Raw genomic sequence first — 13,799 nt, forward strand, 5'->3', positions numbered from 1 at the left:
GGTGCACACCCGTGGTGGTTTCCTCGGTGATGCCGTGGATTTTGTCGAGCATCTGAGGATATTTTTCATGGATCATGCCGGTAAGGTCGCCGCCGTCATCGAGGATCATGTTGCAATCCCAGGGCTTGCCATCCTTCAGGATGGTTTGCTCGATACACCAGTCGCCCTCTTCCACAGTCTGGCCCTTCCAGGCGTAGACAGCCACACCGCGAGCGGCGATGGCAGCAGCTGCGTGGTCCTGAGTCGAGAAGATATTACACGAAGACCAGCGCACTTCCGCGCCCAGGTCAATCAGGGTTTCGATCAGAACAGCGGTCTGGATCGTCATGTGGATACAGCCGATGATCTTGGCGCCTTTGAGGGGCTGCTCCGCGCGGTGTTTACGGCGCAGGCCCATCAGAGCAGGCATTTCACGCTCAGCAAGTTTGATTTCGCGGCGGCCGAAATCGGCCAGGGAAATGTCGGCTACTTTATAATCAACTTTGGACATCGTCGGTTCCTTTCCTCAGACGAAATAGCTTCAACTGAATTTGAAATCCGTTCTTCAAACCCAGATAGAGACTTTGATCTTCCATAAATCCGGCCCCGGCCGCCCATTCCTTGAGATCCTGGGGGTCAAAGCCCATCCAGACATCCCCGCAGGAGGCGCGGGTCCATTCCTGATTGTGCAAACAAAGGTCAGCGATCACGAGGCAGCCCTGATCTTTGAGCAGCTGAGCCACCTTATGGAACGCCTGCCGCGGCGACGACATATGATGCAGGACCATATTCAAAACCACGGCATCCAGCTGGCCTCCACGGCCGTCATAACTTTCCAGCGAGGACTGCACGAAATGAATCTTGTCCTTCGCTGCGATGTGCTTGCGCGTGAGCGCCAGCATCTCTTCCGAATTATCCAGCGCCACCAGATGATCAAAGCGCCTCGATAATTCCTTCAAAAGTTCACCCTGGCCCGGGCCCACTTCCATCACCTGACTCGACCGCGGCAGGTCCATGAGATCCAGGATTTCCCGCAGATTCGGCAGATACTGGTTCAGCTCGCAGAGCATGCCCTGGTTTTCCAGGAATTTATCCGCATGCCGTTCGAAGTACTGCCGTGACTGGGCGGAACGATCCTCATAAACCGCCAGGATGCGGCGCATCGTTTCCTCGCTCAAAGCCAGCTCATCAATCGTCGCGAAGAGACTGTGCAGGAAATCATGGAATTCCAGGCCCGTCTTCAAAAGCGTCCGGCGATAGAAAATACTGTTGCCCTGACGCCTTGTGGCCAAAAGTCCGGCCTTGTGCAGTATCTTCAGATGATGACTCATCCCCGGCTGCGGCATCGCAAAGATGGTCGCCAGCTCCTGCACACCAAAAGAATCGTTGCTCAAAACCCGCATAATATCGAGGCGCAGAGGATCCGCCACGGCCTTGCAAATGGCCGCAAGGGAGCTGCTGGTCAGCGCCTGGCTGATTCGCTTCGAAGCGCTGGATGGGGCGAGCATGTTCAAATTCGATCCTTTTTGGGGTCACGCATTCGATCCTACAGACATATCGGATTCATGTCCAATCTATATTAAGGTTTTTTTATATAGAAATAGTTTGATGCTTTCAAGTCACTGAATTTATTGGAAATCAGGCAGGGTTTAGCGAGTCACGAAACAAGGGCAGTCAGGCTGCTAGGGACGGCATCCAGGCGCCGATAGTAGGTGGACGGCAGGTGAACGACGAGGCGAAAGGCACGGAAATTGGGGTCTTTTCCAGGGCTCAAAAGTTCCAGCGTGGCATCGCCTCCGGCTTCACGCAAATAAAGGCGAATGGCTTCCATGCCCATGCCGCGCCCGGAAATTTCCGTGACCGTGGCGGCGGTGCTCAGACCGGATTGAAACACGAGTTCAGCAAGCTCCTCATCCCGGGCATTGACCGGCAGGCCGTAAAGCGAGGCGCGGGAACGCAAAAGCCCCAGCGGCAGGCCGCGACCATCATCATGAAAGCTGATGCGAAGGCCTTTCGGATCCTCGGCACAGGCGATGGTTAAAGTCCCGTGAGCGGGCTTGCCCTGACGCAGGCGTTCTTCCGGTGTTTCGATGCCATGATCCAGAGCATTGCGGAGGATATGCACCATGATCTTGCGCAGAAGATTCTCGGCCGCCTGGCTGAAGAGAAAGCCCTCGGCTTCGATCGCCACATGGGGCTCCAGGCGCTTCAGATCACGGGCTATGCCGCGGACTGCACCACGGACTTCCGGGAAGAACAGCGCCACATCCTGGAAGATATGCGTCTCGATGATCGTCAAGAGTTCCTTGAGCGTCGCCATCCTGTTGAGCTGGGTGGCCAGAGGCTCAAACGCATGCAGAAGATTGGCCAGTTTTTCCAGGACCTCGCGGCCCAGGGTCGCCCCTGACTGACCTATTCCTTCGCGGCCCAGGATGCTGCGATGAATATCGCGGTACTGCGCGACCAGGGCCACCAGCTTATCATGCGCGTCCAGCAGCTCGCTCGCCTGCCAGGGCTGGGCCGGATTTTTCATGATCCTGATATAATCCTGCTCCATTTCATGCGCCATGGCACTGATCTGATTCAGTCCAAGGGTTCGAGCCGAGCCCTTGAGCGTATGCATATTGATGTAAAGGGCTTTGACCACCGCGCTCGTATTCGAGGACGGGCTGGTCATAAGTCGCCTGTTATCATTCAAAAGATTGTCCGTGGCCTCGGCAAAGATCTGAAACGTTGGCCCCGAGACGAGAAGGAGTTCCTGAATATAGACCAGAAGATTCTTCTGCTTTTCATTCTGCTCCTCGACCGCCTTCATCCGCGTATAGTCATGCAGAGTCAGCTGCAGCTTTTCCACAAGGCCCTGATTGTTCACGATCGGCGCCCAGTCGAGCTGCAGATACTTCGGCTTGTTCTCGATCATCAGCACCAGCTCGGTGACGAGCTGCACGGCATTGAATTCGAAGTTGATCAGGTCCTCGTTCAAAATCGAATCGAGCGCGGCGGTGATCCGCGATTTATCATCCGCGGTCAAAAGACTATGATCCAGCAGCAGCTCGTTCAGGGACACGCCCGCCACCTGATCCGCGCCTAGAATAACCTTCAGATGCCGCGAGTATTCATGATCGGCCACCCCAGGCGAAACAATGCCCATCACGCCTTGCGGGATGTGGTCGAGCATCGTGCGAATGTTCCGCGTCTTGCGTTCGACCTCTTCCTGAAGAGTCCTGGAGAGTCGCTGAGCAGTGCGGAAGGAGGACGCGAACAAGTCGGCGATGACCTGACTGTTGCTGAAGAGCAGGCAGACGATCCCAAACGGGGCTAAAAATATAGGGGAATCGTGAAGACCCGTGCCGATGAAAACATCATAGACCACGGTGCAGGCCATGATGAGTCCACCCACAGCAAGGTAGCCGCTGCCTTTGGCTTTATTTAAAAGCGCCCAGGCGACAATGCCGAGGTAGGTGGACGTCTGCACCAGGAGTATGGCGTTCAAGGGAATCAGAAACCTGGGGTAGAAGGTCGCAGGCGTGACGAGGCAGAAAATCAGCGATGCGACGCCGATCATAGCTTCGCATTGCAAAAGAAGCCGCAACTTGCGCAGATGGAAGGTCGCCATCGCAAACAGCGCCCCGCAGGCCCCTAGAATGCCAAGGAACCCATACTCAAATTTTCGCACAGTCTCAAAAATCAAAAGACTCGGTTCGGGGAAAAGGACATTCATGATGGTCGGACTGCTGCCCAGCATGCGAAAGAGGATACTGGCACTGAAGACGCTCAGCACCAGCGAGGCTTTGTCTTCGTTGCGATGCAGAAAAAGACCGAAATGATACATCATCATCGCGAAGATCGCGCCGACAGCGAGGGCCTCGGACAGAAACAGGATGCGATGACGCCTTGAGATCAATTCATAGGATCCCAGCTGCGGTGAGGTCCAAAGTCCGCCCCACGGATAATGAAAACCACTGAGGTGAATGACAAGATAATAGTGTCCGCTGCCATCAGCCCGCCACAGTCCAACAGGAGAGGCCACCTGAGGAATGGAATCGTCCGGGCTGGTCCCGACCTTGCCTACGCTCAGGAGCATTTCCATAGGCACCGAGCGCTCCACATCCAGAGCAAAGACCCGGTATGCCGTATCCCCACGCACGTTCAATCCAAGGTTCTGAAAGGGTGGCCGCAGATTTTTGAACTCAAGCACGAAGGTTCCCCAGGTCTGGGGATCCAGATTTTTACCCGAGGCATCCACATAGGCATCAACGCCGGCAGGGACCTTGACCAGAAGACCTTGCTCCAGACTGAAATCGGGTGACCGCAGTCGATCCTCGCTCAAAAACTCCCGTGGAAAAAATCGCCATTCGCCGCTAAGAGCATGCGCCTCTTCCCAGTGCATGGACGCAAAATCCACCGTCCCTCCTTGCACCATCGCCGTCGCGCGTGGGGCAAGCAGGATAAGGAGGAAGTTCAATTGCATGTATAAATATAGTAATTTCATCATTCCCTAGTATCTCACAAGGTTTCCCTGCGAGATCCGGGAAAGAATTGCCGGGATCAGGTCTTTACGCGATAACCCGTGCGGAAAATAATCCATACAGCGAGCAGACTGAGGACGAGAAAAGCGCCCGTCGTACCGAGGCTGACCGCAACGCTGACATCCGCGCGACCGTAAAAACTCCAGCGAAAACCGCTGATCAGGTAGACGACAGGATTGAAGAGCGTGACCTTCTGCCAGACCGGAGGCAGCATGCTGATCGAGTAAAAACTCCCACCCAAAAAAGTGAGCGGCGTCACGACCATCATGGGCACGACCTGCAGCTTTTCAAAGCCGTCAGCCCAGATCCCGATGATGAATCCGAAAAGCGAAAAGGTGATCGACGTCAGCACCAGAAACGCAATCATCCAGACCGGATGCTGCACAGAGAAATCCACGAACAGGCGGGCCGTGATCAGGATCACCGTCCCAAGAATAATGGACTTGCTGGCTGCCGCTCCCACATAACCGCAGACAATTTCCAAAGCGGAAATCGGGGCCGAGAGGATTTCATAAATGGTGCCCGAGTATCGCGGCATATAAATGCCGAAGGAGGCGTTGGAAATGCTCTCCGTCAGGACCGAGAGCATGATCAAACCCGGCACGATGAAGGCCCCGTAACTCACCCCGTCCACTTCCGCCATCCGCGATCCGATCGCCGAACCAAAGACGATGAAGTAAAGCGATGTGGAAATCACAGGCGACGCGATGCTTTGAAAAATCGTGCGAAAGAAGCGGGCCATTTCAAAAGCATAGATGGCGCGAATCGCATAAAAATTCATGTTGGCCCCTTCACAAGCCCGACGAAGATATCTTCGAGCGAACTCTCCTTGGTTTGCAGATCCTTGAAATCTATTCCCTGCTCGCCGAGCCGACGCAAAAGCGGAGCGATCCCTGTGTGCTGACCCTGGGTATCAAAGGTATAGGTCAGCTTCAGCCCATCGTTACTGAGTTCCAAGGGCTCGTTCTGCAGGGCGGCGGGCAGGACCTGAAGCGGCGCCTGCAGGTTCAGAATCAGCTGCTTTTTCCCAAGTTTTTGCATCAGGCGCTGCTTATCCTCGACCAGGATGATTTCGCCTTTGCGAATCACCCCGACCCGATCGGCCATCTCTTCCGCCTCTTCGATATAATGAGTCGTCAGGATAATGGTCACTCCGCTTTCCCGCAGCCGCCGTACCATGGCCCACATATCGCGGCGCAGTTCCACATCAACGCCGGCCGTGGGTTCATCCAGAAAAAGGATATGCGGTTCATGCGACAGAGCCTTGGCAATCATGACCCGTCTTTTCATGCCGCCCGACAGCGTCATGATCCGGTTATCCTTTTTTTCCCAGAGCGAAAGATCCCTGAGAATCTTTTCCACCCAGGCCCGGTTGGGAGCCTTGCCGAAGAGTCCCCGGCTGAAGTTGACCGTACGCCAGACGCTTTCGAACATATCGCTGGTGAGTTCCTGCGGCACCAGTCCGATCTTCGTGCGGGCCGCGCGATAGTCGCGGATGATATCATGACCATCGGCGCGGACTGTCCCCGCGCTGGGGTTCACAATCCCGCAGATGATATTGATCAGTGTGGTTTTGCCGGCACCGTTGGGACCCAGCAGGGCAAAAATTTCCCCGCGCCGGATTTCCAGATTGATATTCGTGAGCGCCTGATGCCCCGAAGCGTAGGTCTTGTTCAGACCAGTGACAGAAATAATTGCGGGTTCCATTGCTTGCATGCCTTCACCTGGACAAGGTTTTTCGTACCCTAGCACAGGCCCGCGCGGGCGTCCACCGGCAAGGATCGCTCCTTGTCCTCATCGTCCACCTTCCTTACGATGGAAGGAAACGAATACTCGGCCCTGCGCGAGGATGCTATGCTGTGGTTCCTTCATGAGATCTAAACGGGTACCGGGTTATGTAACCCTGTTCGCGATGGGTCTGATCCTGTCGCTCTATGCCCTGGGGGTCCTTTCCTCCCTGGACGATAAGAGCGTGCGTCCTCTGGAATTCAGACTGCGGAGTTTTCTGCAGAAGTCCCCCACGTTGGATCCACGCCTCAAAATTTATTCCTACGATGATTCCACCCTGCGCTTCACAAAAAAGCCGGATCTTGATTTCGAACTCTGGCTGAAGCTTCTGAAGACCATCAGTGATGCAGGCCCACGCCGCATCATGATCGACAAGATCTTCGCGGTCGTCGACAGCGTGACTCCGCTCGATGCGCTGAAGCCTGAATTCGAGAAGATCAAGGCGGATGTCGTCACCGCCGTCTATGCTGGATCGAACGTCATCAAATTCAAAGAGCCCCTGCCCACCGACTTCAAAGGCTTCGCATTATCCCAATGGACGGGGCGCACCTTGGGGGCCGACGAACTGAGTTGGATGCAGCTGCAGCCGGGCTATGTCTATGGGCCTGATCCTGAACTGTGGGAAGGCTTTCATAGCTTCGGACATATTCTTTATCCAAGGCAGGGCATGGTGAATCTCTTTCACCGCTATGAGCCCGCGCATGCCGTGCCGCATTGGAGTCTGCTGGCCGCCGACACCATCAAACTCGATGAAGAAGGCCCCAGCATCAACGGTCAGCCCGTCCCGCATATTCAGGGCCAGGTGGCGGTGAACATGGTCGATGTCGCAGTCCTTGAGCGTAATATCTATAGCCTCGCGTCCGTTATTCATCGCAGCCGCGAAGGGTTGAGCATGAGCGGGCGCATCAAGCCTGACCAGCTGGTGATCCTTCTGCCCGCGATGTTCACAGGCAACACCGATCGCGTGGAAACGCCTCTGGGCAGCGTGCCCGGTTCCTATGTGGTGCTTTCGATGATCAATAGCGTCCTGACCGGACAGTGGATTCACACCGTTCCGATGAGTCCATGGGAAATCATCATCTTCGCGGCCATGGGCTGGCTCGTCACGCTTCGCTTTCATGCGGTGGCGACGCCTCTTTTTCTTCTTGCAGCTCTCGCGTTCACCGGCATCAGTGGGGTGCTCGCCTTCGTCTATGCATCCTGGCAGTTGCCTTGGCTCTCCGCAGGCCTCGCCCTGGGGACCTCGGGGCTTTTGAATCTTCTGTGGATCGCCATGGTCCGCGTGCGGGAAGCGCAAAGGATCACCCGCGCGGTTTCGGGCCTTGTGCCGCAGGATCACATCGAAGCCCTGCTGAAGGGCGAAAAGAGCCTGGAATTCGAGCCGGAAGGTCATGTCGTGAGCATCATGTTCGTCGACATCGTGGGCTTTTCCCTGACCACCAAGAAACTTTCCGCGAGCGAAACCTTTCTGCAGCTGAAAGCCCTGCTCGCCGACATCACGGACATCGTGCATCAGCATCAGGGTACCATCGACAAAACCCTGGGTGATGGTCTCCTCTGCTTTTTCGGTTACAACATACTCGGTCAGCCCACGCAGCATCACGCGGACCAGGCGGTCCGCTGTGCGATCCAGATTCAAAAGAAGATCTTCCAGCATAGCCTTGAGGCTTCGGAAGCCGGCAAGGCGCTTTATCCTTTGCGCATAGGCGTGAATACGGCCTCGGTCTTCATCGGCAATATCGGCAACCGGCAGCGGTTTGATTTCACGATGATCGGTGATGGCGTGAACTTCGCAGCGCGACTGGAGACGGCCTGCGCACCCTTTAAAATCATGATCGGTCCCTCGACCAAGGCGCAGCTGATGGAAATTTCTCCCGATCATCCCAGCATGCGCAAACGTCATGTGATGGTGAAGCATACCTCCGAACTTTTGGAGGCCTGGGAAGTGGATCCCTTCCATAATTCCGGCGAAGACATCGAACGCATCGAAAAGCTCTATTGGAATTATGCCGGCATCTATCAGCGCGACACGCGACATCCGGCCGCCAGCAGTCACGGGATACGCTTCAGCAGCGGCATGGGCCACTTTCAGCTGCTGAATTATTCCGTGTCCGGCCTTGGTCTGAAGAGCGACATCTTCCTGGCCCAGGGCGTGGTGCTCACTCTGAACCTTGAGAGTGATGATCCCGATATCCAGAACGAACTGCATCAGTGGGGCCTGTCCTCGCTCGTGGTCGAGATCTGCTGGGGGAGTCCACGCGTGGAAGGCTTCGAGCATGGGGTTCGCTACGTCGGCCTCAGCAGCGATCAGAAAAACCGCATCTTTTCGCTTTTCCACGAACGCCAAAAGCCTTCACTCCACGGGGTCCCATCCTTCTGAATCTGCTGTCAGGAAATAATTCCGGATTAAGCTGCCATTTCCCAAGGCTGGTGACCTCATTCAAATAGCTTAGAGTCTGACCGATACGTAGTTATCAAGCCCTGTTAAAAATCTGTCGAGGAACGCGCCATGCAATGGACGACGAGATTCTTGAGCGTCTTACTGCTTTTGCAGCTGTTCACGACGGCCTGCGAGGAAACGAAGGATACGCGGAACATGCCCTCGTCCGATGACGCGAGCGAGGAGCAGCTGGCTACCGCACCCGCGCCGGTCACAGGCTCTTACCTCCGCTGCTCCTATGTCGAAGATCCAAAAAGCTCCGGCAACACGCCCGTGGGCTGCAATCCCTATGACGAGAACAACAGGATCATCGACCTGGACATCGCCGGTTCCGAGCCGCGCTGGTCCTATGACAGCCGCCTGGCCGTTACGTTCACCCGCAATTACATCGACCCGAAGGGCGTGCGCTGGCAGGGCCGCTTTGATTTTGCAGCGACCGACACCCTGGATCGCGTGACCCAGATCCTGGAAACACAGATCACTCTTATTTTCAACAAGAACGGGACAGGCCAGCCCATCACCCTTCAGGACAAGATCAAAAACATCCTGATGGGCCTTGCCGAGCATCGCTTTGTAAAGCTCGCCTACCAGTCCATCCACATGAATGCGCCGACGGACACGAGCGTCATCGCCGATACGGTGGACTTTGAATTCAAGATTGATGGCGTCTGGGAAAAGGTCAAAATCCGCCTGGATTCCCTCGATTTTACGGCCCACACCATGGAGTCCGATCGCTTTGCGTTTCAATTCAAAGGCAGTGAAGCGGACTGGAGAATGTACCTCGGAACCGGCATGGGCCGTGAACTCGCCCAGATCCTGAGTACGACCCGTCCCGAACTCTTGGATTGGAAAGCGTCCAACGGCACCAGCTGGACCTTTGATCCCACTTCATCCTTTGCGAGCAGCGAACCCTATGACCTGAAAAACAGCGCCAGTCCCATCGAAGTGATCATCGATATGGGCGTTAAAAAACGCTTTCATGGCTTTCGCATGGATGGGGGGCTCGCCAACCCCGGCCGGACCTTCCCCAATGGATTCCCGGATCGCTTCCACTTCCTCTATTCCGATGACGGCATCAATTGGAAAAAGTTCGAGGGCAGCGAAATAAGCCTGTCCGGGCGCGGAAACCTCGAATGGTCCTGGGAGAAATGATCGAACCCAAACCCTCGGCATCCCTGGCCTTTATCAGGGATTCTTAAGATTTCGCCCAAAACTCCGATAGTGCCACGGGTCCTCGTTTGACTGCGAGGGCCTTGTGGATCAGACGCGCATTCGTTGAGCGGAAGCGGATTTGAGTGGAGCGGAAGGCTTATGAAACGCATCTTTCAGTCGTTCGATCGCCATGCCTCGTGGCTGGCCGTAGGCGGGTCCATCGTCCTGCATCTTCTGATCATCATCGCCATGCGCTGGCACAGAAATCAGGAACCCATCATCATAGAGAAGCCGCCGGTCGCGCGCATCCGTATCCTTTCCAATCCGAACGGCAATCCTGCGACTCCGGTAAAAACCGCAGAAGTCAAAGTCAAGCCGACTCCCAAGCCCAAGAATAAACCGAAGCCCAAACCCAAGACCAAATTGGCCAAAAATAAAGTCATGAAAAAAGCCGTCGTGGAAAAGGTCAAGGAGGAGGAAGCCCCACCGCCGCCACCGAACAATGCGCCGCAGAGTTTCGGCGACAATCAGGAAGTCGGCATGGTGGGCACGGGCGCCAGCAACACCCGGGGCCCCAGCGATCCCAACGCCAGCACTGACTGGTTACCAATTGAGCAGGTCAAACCCAAAATGCCGCGTGAAGCTGCCTTGAAGGGCATTGAAGGCTTCATCACCTTCACCTTTGATATAAACGAGGATGGTCGCGTCGAAAATATCAAGGTTTCTGCCGCGGAAAACCGTTCTGTCTTTGAAGCCGAGGCCCGAGCGGCAGTGCGTAAATTTCGCTATCGTCCCCGCAAAGTCAATGGCCGCCCGGTCCGCGTGGTGGGCCACAGCTTCACCGTCGTCTTTACTCTGACCCACTAAAGCCTTGCACTAGGCTGCCCGGACGGATTCCTGGTACAATGGAATCTCGACTAGGAAAGGCAGCCTCATGAAAAAAATACTCTTGATTGGTCTTGCTTTGGCCACCACTCTGGGTGCCGGTTTTCTTCTTTATAAAAAATCCAAACCCGCTCCGCAGGACGAAGAGGTGCTGATGCCTCCACCCCCTGCGGCCACGGCGGAACGCGAGGAACCCATTCCTGCGGAACCGCCCCCTGTTACTCCCGAGCCTGAATCATCGGTGAATTCCGCCGAAAAACCGAAGGCCAAGACGAAGTCCAAGGCTGCGTCCGGGCATTTTGAAATGTCGCGCCCCGCTTCGCGGCACGATGATGTGGATCCTGCGGATAATCCCGGCTACGGCAAGGCCCGTGAACAAAGGCTCTGGGAGATTTTCAAAAGCGATCCCGACCTTTCCCGTTCGGTTCTCGTCAAAAAAATTCAATGCCGGGTCGATACCTGCATCGTCGAAGCGGAATCGAAGGACGGTGACGCCGATCGCTTTCAATCGCTCATGCTGGCTCTGACCAAACAGTATCCATGGATCGGCAACAAGATTGATGTGACGACGCCTGATGGTGATCCGCTCAAGGCGCGGTTTGTCTACTTCCAGGAAACACCGAAATAAGCGCGAGACAGGCGGCGACAGAGGCTGAAGAAAACTGTGGCCGCCAGGTGACACTCACAGGGCAGCTTTCCCCCTATCAACCCTCCTCATCTGCGTCCGATCAAAGTCAGGAGTCGAAAGACTCCTTGAAACACTTTGGGAGGACTGTATGCATTTCAAGACAGCGTGGCTCATCGCTCTCGTCGGCCTCGCCTTCATGCCTGCGCTGGGGTTCAGCCAGACCCTGAGTCAGGTCTATGGCGACAGCCTGACCAAGCAGGCCCAGACGATTTACGTCAAAGGCACGGCGGGAATGACAACCTTCGACAGCGAAGCGGCGGGCAGCAAGGAAACGCGTAACACAAGCGAGATGGAATTCGGCGGCTGGATGGGTGAGAAGCGGATCATGGGTTTGAAAGTCGGGCATTCGTATCACGACGTGCCCTTCGAATTGAATCAGGCTCACTCCCGCACGGCGATGACCGATGTGCGGCTCCTGGCTCGCATCTGGTTCCTGCAGCCTTCGGTCGGCATTTCCTTGACGGAATGGGACGTGACCAGCGCCGCGGCACCCGCGGTCGGACTCTTCGCCACCGGATTGAATGCGGGCCTGGGTTTGATCGTGAACCTGCATCAGGGACTCGTGTTCAATGCGGATCTGATGCGCGTGCAGAGCCTCCGAACCTTTGATAAGCTCGAACGCAATTCGAAGCTCGGGACCCGCGAAGATGCCGACGCTCACTTCGCCTTTGATCTGACGGAACGCATCGTGGATTTCATCGTGGGCTATAGAATGAGGCGCTACTCTGTAACCATCGAGGACAGTACGTTTCGCGAGTCCAGTCAGGGAGCTTATGTGGGGCTGCGGCTCGGTTACTATTTCTAAAAAGAAGCGGCGGGTGCCTGGACCCGCCGCATGAAACCAACCGTCAACGAACGAGAGTATAGCCTTTTTCGCGTGCGCCAGCCTCGGAGGCGAAGCATTCGCGCACGTCCGACTTCTCGGCGCTCAGCATTTTTTCATAGCCTGGACTGTCCTTGGCATAATAGCGACCGGCGCTGGTATCCGCAGCCACCGGGCAGGCGATCGACTGAATGGCCTGGCCAGCTTTTTTTGCGCCTGTCGCCACACCTGCGGCCACTTCGCGCCCGCCCTCCTTGATATTCTGCCAGCCTTCCTTGAAATGCTGTTTGGGGTCAGAATTCTGTGACTCTGCCGCGTGCGAACAGCTGGCGAGAATCAGGAGTGCAGGTCCCAACAAAAATTTCATGCGTATAGTCCTTTTCCAAAAAAGTCCCAAGCGGACATGGCATCCGCGTGCAGAACATTATTGCAAGGATCGGGCACAAGCAAGAGGGTTCAGGAAGGGGGCATTCTCAAGGTCTGAAAGGCAGCATTTTGTAGGAAAAAGAGGACAGCCTGTCCTCCTTCTGCGACATCCGCCACGCGTTTACAGCGTGAAAGGCGGCACCACGAAGGCGACCGGCAATTTGTCCCGCTCGGCCATCGCTTGAATGGCATCAATCCCCTGACGCAGATGGGGCAAAAATTTCTGGGCGGTTTCCTGATGAAAGCCTATCGAAATATAAATATCGCGGCGCGGATCCTTCTTCCAAAGCTCCACGTTTTTTTGAAAGGTCGCGGCGATCACTTCTCCGCTCACGTAATCCGCAAGGCAGCCGTTGTTCGGAAGTTCCAGCATGGAAAGACCCGAACCCAGCTCGATGCGATAGGGTTGGCTGGTCGCGGTCGTGTCAGGCCATAGTTTTCCGACCACAGGATAAAGGAGCGACTTGCCCCAGCGCTCCTTCAGGTATTCCGCCGAGGTCGCCGAGGAATCGAGTGTGATGCCTTCGCGGGCCAGCGCACGGAACACATGCTTATCCGCCTGCCAGGCTCCTGCGCGGAAACTCCGTGGACGATCAAAGCCATGCTGCACGAGTTTCTTCACGCTGAAGCGAATGAGCTGCTGCAGCTCCTTTTCATTGTAAGCAGCCATGTTCACATCATGCCCGCAGTCCGGATCGCACTGACTCAAATCAAGCGGGCCGCGAAACGCCGGCTCGGTGCGAAAGGCCACGCCCGCGGCTTCGACCAGGCTCTTCCAGGCATGGATATGCAGCCCGTGCTCATCACCTTCACGCAGGACGGAGCGAATCGCGGCGGTCGTCAGGCGCGGATCGGCATCAGCCTTCGTATAATAGGCGGCATTCAGAAAATGCTGCAAAGGCACCTTCGGGTAGTCGTGACGAAAATGCTCCATGGCGGCGAGGTTCTGCGGATCGAGATTGCGTCCCTCCCAATCGACGCTGACAACCACACGCAGGGCGGCCTGAGCCGAATTCGAAAGCAGGAGGAGCAGAAAAATTAGCGAGGCTTTCCGATTCATAAAGTAAGCGTCCTGTTCAAGGGAATCCT

General features: G+C 55.8%; 12 protein-coding genes. 5 read left to right on the forward strand and 7 right to left on the reverse strand.

Features of this window, described 5'->3' with window-relative positions:
- From VFO10_RS24260 to VFO10_RS24280, 5 genes are all read right to left on the reverse strand, one after another.
- A partial coding sequence (locus tag VFO10_RS24260; RefSeq protein ID WP_325144584.1) for an adenosylhomocysteinase occupies positions 1 to 490 on the reverse strand: 490 nt, incomplete at its 3' end.
- Positions 477 to 1,487 carry a metalloregulator ArsR/SmtB family transcription factor gene (locus VFO10_RS24265; RefSeq protein WP_325144652.1) on the reverse strand — a complete coding sequence of 337 codons (1,011 nt, stop codon included), beginning with the start codon at positions 1,485 to 1,487 and terminating at the stop codon, positions 477 to 479. The genes VFO10_RS24265 and VFO10_RS24260, both read right to left, overlap by 14 nt.
- A gap of 149 nt (positions 1,488 to 1,636) precedes the next feature.
- A complete protein-coding gene (locus VFO10_RS24270; RefSeq protein WP_325144585.1) occupies positions 1,637 to 4,384 on the reverse strand; it encodes a 7TM diverse intracellular signaling domain-containing protein in 2,748 nt (915 codons plus the stop codon).
- Between the two features lie 143 nt (positions 4,385 to 4,527).
- Positions 4,528 to 5,289: an ABC transporter permease gene (locus VFO10_RS24275; protein ID WP_325144586.1), complete on the reverse strand. Its 762-nt coding sequence runs from the start codon at positions 5,287 to 5,289 to the stop codon at positions 4,528 to 4,530.
- Positions 5,286 to 6,224: an ABC transporter ATP-binding protein gene (locus VFO10_RS24280; RefSeq protein ID WP_325144587.1), complete on the reverse strand. Its 939-nt coding sequence runs from the start codon at positions 6,222 to 6,224 to the stop codon at positions 5,286 to 5,288. The genes VFO10_RS24275 and VFO10_RS24280 overlap by 4 nt, the downstream gene beginning before the upstream one ends.
- Before the next feature lie 154 nt (positions 6,225 to 6,378).
- Between VFO10_RS24280 and VFO10_RS24285 the strand changes: the two genes are divergently transcribed.
- From VFO10_RS24285 to VFO10_RS24305, 5 genes are all read left to right on the forward strand, one after another.
- Entirely contained in the window at positions 6,379 to 8,676 is a 2,298-nt protein-coding gene (locus VFO10_RS24285; RefSeq protein ID WP_325144588.1) for an adenylate/guanylate cyclase domain-containing protein, read from the forward strand.
- Positions 8,677 to 8,826: 150 nt separating this feature from the next.
- Positions 8,827 to 9,888 (forward strand): hypothetical protein, encoded by a 1,062-nt coding sequence (locus VFO10_RS24290; protein WP_325144589.1) that lies wholly within the window; start codon positions 8,827 to 8,829, stop codon positions 9,886 to 9,888.
- Between the two features lie 159 nt (positions 9,889 to 10,047).
- On the forward strand, positions 10,048 to 10,755 hold the full coding sequence (locus VFO10_RS24295) for an energy transducer TonB (RefSeq protein ID WP_325144590.1): 708 nt from the start codon (positions 10,048 to 10,050) through the stop codon (positions 10,753 to 10,755).
- 67 nt (positions 10,756 to 10,822) lie between these two features.
- Entirely contained in the window at positions 10,823 to 11,401 is a 579-nt protein-coding gene (locus tag VFO10_RS24300) for a hypothetical protein (RefSeq protein ID WP_325144591.1), read from the forward strand.
- Positions 11,402 to 11,549: 148 nt separating this feature from the next.
- A complete protein-coding gene (locus VFO10_RS24305; protein ID WP_325144592.1) occupies positions 11,550 to 12,266 on the forward strand; it encodes a hypothetical protein in 717 nt (238 codons plus the stop codon).
- A 43-nt stretch (positions 12,267 to 12,309) separates the two neighbouring features.
- Here VFO10_RS24305 and VFO10_RS24310 read toward each other — a convergent pair whose 3' ends face one another.
- Positions 12,310 to 12,651 carry a hypothetical protein gene (locus VFO10_RS24310; RefSeq protein ID WP_325144593.1) on the reverse strand — a complete coding sequence of 114 codons (342 nt, stop codon included), beginning with the start codon at positions 12,649 to 12,651 and terminating at the stop codon, positions 12,310 to 12,312.
- Between the two features lie 180 nt (positions 12,652 to 12,831).
- Positions 12,832 to 13,770, reverse strand: coding sequence for a hypothetical protein (locus VFO10_RS24315; protein WP_325144594.1), 939 nt, complete (start codon positions 13,768 to 13,770; stop codon positions 12,832 to 12,834).
- Positions 13,771 to 13,799: the final 29 nt, after the last annotated feature.

This window comes from Oligoflexus sp. (assembly GCF_035712445.1).
Lineage (GTDB): Bacteria > Bdellovibrionota_B > Oligoflexia > Oligoflexales > Oligoflexaceae > Oligoflexus.

What these genes read in the sequence shown, in the direction of transcription:
- VFO10_RS24265 (WP_325144652.1), bottom strand. Translation starts at nt 1,487, where the DNA reads ATGCTCGCCCCATCCAGCGCTTCGAAGCGAATCAGCCAGGCGCTGACC.
- VFO10_RS24275 (WP_325144586.1), bottom strand. Translation starts at nt 5,289, where the DNA reads ATGAATTTTTATGCGATTCGCGCCATCTATGCTTTTGAAATGGCCCGC.
- VFO10_RS24280 (WP_325144587.1), bottom strand. Translation starts at nt 6,224, where the DNA reads ATGCAAGCAATGGAACCCGCAATTATTTCTGTCACTGGTCTGAACAAG.
- VFO10_RS24285 (WP_325144588.1), top strand. Translation starts at nt 6,379, where the DNA reads ATGAGATCTAAACGGGTACCGGGTTATGTAACCCTGTTCGCGATGGGT.
- VFO10_RS24295 (WP_325144590.1), top strand. Translation starts at nt 10,048, where the DNA reads ATGAAACGCATCTTTCAGTCGTTCGATCGCCATGCCTCGTGGCTGGCC.
- VFO10_RS24300 (WP_325144591.1), top strand. Translation starts at nt 10,823, where the DNA reads ATGAAAAAAATACTCTTGATTGGTCTTGCTTTGGCCACCACTCTGGGT.
- VFO10_RS24305 (WP_325144592.1), top strand. Translation starts at nt 11,550, where the DNA reads ATGCATTTCAAGACAGCGTGGCTCATCGCTCTCGTCGGCCTCGCCTTC.
- VFO10_RS24310 (WP_325144593.1), bottom strand. Translation starts at nt 12,651, where the DNA reads ATGAAATTTTTGTTGGGACCTGCACTCCTGATTCTCGCCAGCTGTTCG.
- VFO10_RS24315 (WP_325144594.1), bottom strand. Translation starts at nt 13,770, where the DNA reads ATGAATCGGAAAGCCTCGCTAATTTTTCTGCTCCTCCTGCTTTCGAAT.